Annotated in this window: 4 protein-coding genes; 2 read left to right on the top strand and 2 right to left on the bottom strand. The window is 31.3% G+C overall.

Features of this window, described 5'->3' with window-relative positions; genetic code table 11:
- Window positions 1–194: 194 nt before the first annotated feature.
- A complete protein-coding gene (gene htpG / locus AC9UEH_RS11340; protein ID WP_509531931.1) occupies window positions 195–2,096 on the bottom strand; it encodes a molecular chaperone HtpG in 1,902 nt (633 codons plus the stop codon).
- A gap of 162 nt (window positions 2,097–2,258) precedes the next feature.
- Between htpG and AC9UEH_RS11335 the strand changes: the two genes are divergently transcribed.
- Together AC9UEH_RS11335 and AC9UEH_RS11330 are read left to right on the top strand one after the other, a co-directional pair.
- On the top strand, window positions 2,259–2,735 hold the full coding sequence (locus AC9UEH_RS11335; RefSeq protein WP_509531928.1) for a hypothetical protein: 477 nt from the start codon (window positions 2,259–2,261) through the stop codon (window positions 2,733–2,735).
- 10 nt (window positions 2,736–2,745) lie between these two features.
- Entirely contained in the window at window positions 2,746–3,441 is a 696-nt protein-coding gene (locus tag AC9UEH_RS11330) for a YiaD family glycine zipper/OmpA-like lipoprotein (protein WP_509531926.1), read from the top strand.
- Between the two features lie 259 nt (window positions 3,442–3,700).
- Here AC9UEH_RS11330 and AC9UEH_RS11325 read toward each other — a convergent pair whose 3' ends face one another.
- A complete protein-coding gene (locus AC9UEH_RS11325) occupies window positions 3,701–6,934 on the bottom strand; it encodes a TonB-dependent receptor (protein WP_509531923.1) in 3,234 nt (1,077 codons plus the stop codon).
- Window positions 6,935–7,061: the final 127 nt, after the last annotated feature.

Genomic DNA, 7,061 nt, shown 5'->3' with positions numbered 1-7,061 from the left:
TATTTTGATTATCACCACGCTGCAAACGACAAATTTGATGCCGTTAATAAAAGAGAATTAGAATTAGGAGCAGCTACTATGGCGGCATTAATGTATTTAATAGATCAAAACGGAATCGACTAAAAAGGTCAAAATAGTGCATAAAAAAAGACCCGAAAGTTTAACTTACGGGTCTTTTCTAATTTAGAAATTTCTTATTTTATCAATTCAAAACTACGTTTTACAAAAGCCGTAAGGTCTTCTCCTTTTAATAAATTCTGAGATAATTTAGCCAAATCTAATGCTTGTTTTATCAAACTTTCTTGAGCTGGTTTGTCCGTTGAATTTAAAATATTTGAAGCCAAATTAGAATTGGTATTTACCACTAAATTATACATTTCTGGCATGTTTCCCATTCCAAACATTCCACCACCACCAGATTGACTCATTTCTTTCATTCTTCGCATAAATTCTGGTTGGGTGATAATAAATGGCGCAGCTTTGCTGTCTAAAGCTTCCATTTGAACTGAATATTTTTGTTTTGGAACAAATCCTTCTAAAACTGTTTTTAAACTTTCTTTTTCTTCGTCAGACAATTTAGAAATTGAAGTTTCTTCTTTTTTGATTAAATTGTCAATGTGATCAGAATCGACACGAACAAAAGTTATTGTGTTATTATCGCCTTCAATTTTTTGAATTAAATGCGAGATAATCGGAGAATCAAGTAATAAAACTTCGTATCCTTTTTCTTTCGCAATTTCGATATAACTGTGTTGTGATTCTTTATTCGAAGCATATAAAACAACTAATTTTCCGTCTTTATCGGTTTGATTTACAGCTAACTTTTCTTTTAATTCTTCTAATGTAAAATAAGTATCGTCAACGGTAGGATACAAAACAAATGCGCCTGCTTTTTCATAGAATTTGTCTTCTGAAAGCATTCCATATTCTAAAACAATTTTGATATCATTCCATTTTTTCTCAAAATCTTCTCTGTTATCAGTGAATAAAGATTTCAATTTATCAGCTACTTTTCGAGTGATATAACTAGAAATTTTCTTAACTGCTCCATCGGATTGCAAACTTGAACGCGAAACATTCAATGGAATATCTGGCGAATCAATAACTCCTTTTAACATGGTTAAAAATTCAGGGACAATTCCTTCAACATTATCGGTTACATAAACCTGATTTTGATATAATTGGATTTTGTCCTTTTGAATTTGCAAGTCAGAACCTAACTTTGGAAAGTATAAAATCCCAGTCAAATTGAACGGATAATCTACGTTTAAATGGATATGAAATAACGGTTCTTCAAATTGCATTGGATACACTTCTCGGTAGAAATTTTTATAATCTTCATCCGATAATTCCGTTGGTTGTTTAGTCCAAGCCGGATTTGGATTATTGATAATGTTATCCACTTCCACTTCGGTAAAAATATTGTCTTTGTCTTCAGATTCAACAAATTCTCCTTTTTTCTGTTCTATTTTTTCTGTTTTGGTTCCGAATTTAATTGGAATAGGCATAAATTTATTATACTTATTCAGCAATTCTCGAATTTTAAAGTCTTCTAAAAATGCTAATGAATCTTCGGCAATGTGCAAAATAATTTCAGAACCGCGAGTTGTTTTGTCGCTTGGTTCCAATGTAAATTCTGGGCTTCCATCGCACGTCCAATGTGCTGCTGGTTCATCTTTGTATGATTTTGTAATAATTTCAACTTTGGAAGCAACCATAAATGCAGAGTAAAATCCAAGTCCAAAATGTCCGATAATTCCAGAATCTTTGGCAGAATCTTTGTATTTATCTAAAAATTCTTCCGCACCAGAAAATGCCAATTGGTTGATGTATTTTTCAACTTCTTCAGAAGTCATCCCAATTCCTTGGTCAATAATATGTAATTTTTTACCTTCTTTATCGATTTTTACCTCGATAATAGGATTGCCATATTCCACTTTTGCTTCGCCAATACTTGTTAAATGTTTTAATTTTAAAGTTGCATCAGTTCCGTTTGAAATTAGTTCCCGTAAAAATATTTCGTGGTCGCTGTATAAAAACTTCTTAATTAAAGGGAAGATATTCTCTACCGAAACATTGATTTTTCCAGTTGTCATAGTTTAAATTTTAGGATTATTATTTCAAATACTACTCAAATAGAATACCAATTAAAACGAGAGTGACAAATTGTCGCAAAGAAACATTTGTTATAAAGTTGCATTTTTATTGCTCATCATCGTTGTATATTTGTAGCAATACAAACCAATATAAATTAAAAAATGAAACAAACAGTATTACTTGTATTCTTAGGTATTATCTTATTTGGATGCAAAACCTCCTCGATTACCAATTCTAAATTAGACAAACATTCTCAAGTTGAAATTAAAGGAAATTGGACACTTTCAAATGTTATTTATCCAAGTTCGGAATACATTAAAATTAACTCATTCCAAATTGCGGATTCAAAATGTTTTGAAGGAAGTACTTGGAAATTTATTTCTAATAATAACAAAGGCGAATTCATTTTAAATCAATCTTCGTGTACGGCTTTTAGTTCCCCAATAACTTGGTTTGTAAATGAAGAAGGGCAATTTATTTTAAAAATACTTAGCGCAGGGGAAAAAGCTAAAAAGGTAAGGGATGGTTTTATTTTAACTGTTGCAAACCAATCAGAATCGCGCTTTCAATTGATTGATAAAGTCAATGTTGGAGGGAAAATCATTAATTTCGTATATCAATTCCAAAAAAATAACTAAAAAAATAAATATGAAAAATAAAGCAGTACTTATCATAATAGTTTTGTTATTAATAAATCCAATTTTCACAAGTTGTGACGCTGTTAAAAATACAAATAAAGCGCAACGAGGTGCGGGAATTGGTGCATTAGCTGGCGGAATTCTTGGCGCTGTTATTGGGAATAATGTTGGAAATGGAGGTAATGGTGCATTAGGAGCAGTACTTGGCGGTGTTATTGGTGGAGTTGCTGGCGGTGTAATTGGGCATAAAATGGACAAGCAGGCTAGAGAGATTGACAGCGCACTTCCAGGAGCAGAAGTAGTGCGAGTGGGTGAAGGAATTAAATTGGTTTTAAATGAAAATGCAGTTCGTTTTGATACTAATAAAGCTACTTTGACTTCTACAGCAAAATTAAATTTAGACAAATTAATTCAAGTTTTTAATAACTATCCGGATACTAATATTGTCATTTATGGCTATACAGATAGCACTGGATCGGCAGAATATAATTTAAAATTATCTGAAGAAAGAGCTACTTCTGTGAAGAATTATTTAGCCAATAAAGGATTGTCTTTTTCTAGATTTTCAATAATTGGTTTAGGAGTTTCGGATCCAATTGCTTCAAATGATACTAAAGAAGGCAGAATCCAAAACCGTCGAGTAGAATTTGCTATAACTGCCAATGAAAAAATGGTTCGTGACGCAAAAAATGAAGCGGGGAATTAATAGCATTATTAGTATTTATGGAAGGAATTTTGTTCCAATCCACAATAATTTAAGTAGTAAGTAAGTATAATTAAGTGTCGTATTTTAAAATATGTGATTTATTGTAATACTCTGATTTTATATCGTTTTTTACTATTTTGAGACTTTTGACTTTACGACATTAAAACTTTCGAATTACTTATAGTTTCTTTTATAAAAAAATACCTGAAAAATTAATTTTTTTCAGGTATTTCAAAAACAAAACAAATAAAAATATTATTTAAAAAGAATACCTAAGTCCTAATTGAGCTTGGTATCTAGAAGCAAATTGATCAACAGTATATGGAGTAGTTGTAGGGGTTCTAAAGTTGTAAGTTGGGTCTCCAGCACTTGGTAATCCAGTTGAAACACTTCCCACTTTAGTCAATCCAACACTAGCGGTTGAGTTAAAAGTATTAGCAACAAAATAACTTTTTCCCCAATCTTTATTAATCAGATTTCCAACATTGATTATGCTTAAAGAAATTTGTAAACTGTGAGTTGTTTCTTTACTTTTTATTTTAAATTCGTCCATGATACTCATATCTGCTTGAATGTTCCAAGGGGTTTTGTCTCCATTTCTCTCCGTAAAATTACCTCTTCTATTTTTCAAATAGTCATTATTATTAACAAATTCCTCATAAGCAGTAACTTGTTGAGCTGCAGTAGAAGTTATAACACCTCCCACAACAATATCTCTCATGTATTTTATAGCTTCTGTCTGATCTTTAAATATGTATGCCAATCCCGCTGCTTGTCCTGTTCCGGCTAGTGTGGAGTTAATAAAACCCCATGTAAATGGATTACCAGATTGCGCATTAAAAAATAAATTAGCTGACAATACATTATTTTTACTTAAATTAAGAGCATATCCTATATTAGTTATTATCCTGTGTTTAGTATCAAAATTTGAAGTTGCTAATTTAGGGTCATTTGGTGTTAAAGACTGATTCAATTGGTAGTTACTTTCCATAGAATTTCGAATTCCATTTGAGATATCTTTGGCGCTACCATAAGTATAAGCTCCCATAAAATTAAATCCAAAATCATACGTTTTAGAAACTTGCGCTGTAATATTATAACGATATCCTTCAGAAGTATTCGATAACATATAAGCATTGGTTAAAGCCGAATTAATATTAGAAGAATAAATAGGCATTTCGTGATTAACATCATAACTATAGTAAGTAGGATTGTCTGTTTTATTCACTTGTTGAAATTTTAAATCTCTAATTACTTTGGTGTATATTCCTTCAAGTGTAAATTTATATCCTTTCAATGTGTAATCAAAAGCTAAAGAATTTCTCAAAACCTGAGGCATTTTAAAATCGTTATCCACTAAATCCAATTGTACTTTTGGAGTAGATTGTCCTTGATAATTTGCCAAACCTCCAGAAGCTAATGGATCGCCTAAAGTAGCTACTTGGGCTGATGTTAAGTTGTTTTTATCATAACTTCCATAACCCACTCCATCATTATAAAATGCATAACCTAACCATGCAAAAGGAATCCTTCCTGTAAAAACTCCAGAACCTCCTCTTATTATTAATGATTTGTCTTCAAAAGCACTATAGCTAAAGCCAATTCTTGGAGATAGTAAGGCGCCTCCAAAAAAGTTATTTTTGATTTGACTAACAGGTGTGTAGGAATATGTAGTTCCAAAATTAGGGTCTAAAGGAGAATTTTGTGCTTGTGTACTTAATCCCGGCTTGGTAGGTAAATCAGCATAATCAATACGTAAACCAGGAGTAATTTTTAATTTCCCAATTTTAATTTCGTCTTGAATATAAGCACTGTAAAGATTTACTTTGAATTTAGCATAAGGATTGTTAAAAATATAATCTCTAGTTGAACCATCAAATGGATATGTTCCCCTAACTCTAACTGGGGTTGATGCGTAAAAATTAGCTAATGAAGAATAAGAAACTCTTCCATTTAAAGCATTGACAAAACCATAGTTGATGTCATAAAATTCATTATGTGTTCCAAATAATAAGGTATGATTTCCAGTTTTGTAAGTTAAATTGTCTGTCAATTCTGTAGTATTTTGTTTCATATTAAAAACCGTCGCTTCTCTTTCATTGCCAAGAAAAATCGTTCCACCATTATAAGAAATTTCAACTTGTGGAAATAAAATGTTTCCAGAGGTTGGTTCTCTTTGATCTCTCACGGTTGAATAACCTGCTACGAATGAATTTGAAAATCTGCTGTTAAAATGACTTTTAAGCTCTAAAACCGTACTTATTGCTTGATTTTTTTGAATAAAATTCATACTTGAAAATCTGAAATTAGCAGCATCACGTTCCAAATTTGATGCTTCGGAAAGCACTATGTTATTTCTTAACGACAGATTATGTTTGGCACTTATTTTCCAATCAATTTTATTAAAGTATTTTCTACTTTCAGAGTAATTGTCAAATCCATTAAAACTCCCAGCGTTGAAACCATATTTAGTATTAACAAAATCAGAAATTGCTTGAGCAGTTGTATTGTCCACAAGTGAAATTACATTTCCACTTGAATTTACATCACCAGCATTATAAAAAATAGGATCAGTTCTTTTAGTATATTCAGCATTTGTAAAGAAAAATATTTTGTCTTTTACAATTGGTAAACCTACTCTAAAACCTAATTGATAATCTCCAAAACTAGTTGGCATTTTTGAGCCATCACCAGCATTATTTGGACCTGTTAAACTTGCATTTCTACCATAACTATATACAGAACCAGTAACTTGATTTGAGCCACTTTTTGTAACTGCATTAACACTTCCTCCAAGAAAATTCCCAAGTTTTACATCATAAGGTGCAATATACACTTGAATGTCTTGAATCGCATCTAAACTAATAGAATTAGAACGAGTACTGCTACCAGGCATCCCGGAAGTTCCAGATTGTCCTCCTAATGATGGGCTAAACCCTATTGCATCATTATTTATAGAACCATCTATAGTTACATTATTGTATCTAAAGTTAGTCCCTGCAAAAGAATTATTTGCGCTTTGTGGAACTAATTTTGTAACATCCTGAATTCCTCTACTGATAGTAGGCAAACTATTTATTTGTTTTTCGCCTATATTGAGACCGGTTCCTGTTTTTGTTCCATTTTTCTTGCCTGATACAACAACCTCTTTTAATTCATTATCATTTCTTGTAACAATAATAGAAGGTAAATCATTATCTCCTAATGATAATTGAATTTGAGAATTGGAATATTCTTTAATATCGCCTCCAGTAACTACCATTTTATAAGGACCACCTACATTTAGATTATCTAAACTAAAATGACCTGATTTGTCAGAATTAGTCTGGAACTTGGTGTTTGTTGGCAAATGGGTGATTGTTACTGTAGCATCAAAAATTGGTGCCGAACCATCGGTGACTTTACCAGAGATAGAAGATGAGGTAATTTGTGACGAAACTACCCCAAAAATAAATAATAAAACAATAGTGTAAAATGTCTTTAAATTTTTCATATAAATATTTTTAAATTTTTTACAAAAATAAATCAGATTCACTCTCTCAATGTTAAGTAATGATTATGATTATATTTTTAAATGTATATCCGTTTTTAATCATACTCCTGTAATACTTGCTATCACT

The organism is Flavobacterium sp. (genome assembly GCF_040402835.1).
GTDB lineage: Bacteria > Bacteroidota > Bacteroidia > Flavobacteriales > Flavobacteriaceae > Flavobacterium.
Note: the sequence above shows the minus strand (reverse complement) of the source record. Positions and strands in the feature narration are given on the sequence as shown.

Bases quoted from the DNA above. Each gene is read 5' to 3' on its own strand.
- htpG (WP_509531931.1), bottom strand. From the start codon at position 2,096: ATGACAACTGGAAAAATCAATGTTTCGGTAGAGAATATCTTCCCTTTA.
- AC9UEH_RS11330 (WP_509531926.1), top strand. From the start codon at position 2,746: ATGAAAAATAAAGCAGTACTTATCATAATAGTTTTGTTATTAATAAAT.
- AC9UEH_RS11325 (WP_509531923.1), bottom strand. From the start codon at position 6,934: ATGAAAAATTTAAAGACATTTTACACTATTGTTTTATTATTTATTTTT.
- AC9UEH_RS11335 (WP_509531928.1), top strand. From the start codon at position 2,259: ATGAAACAAACAGTATTACTTGTATTCTTAGGTATTATCTTATTTGGA.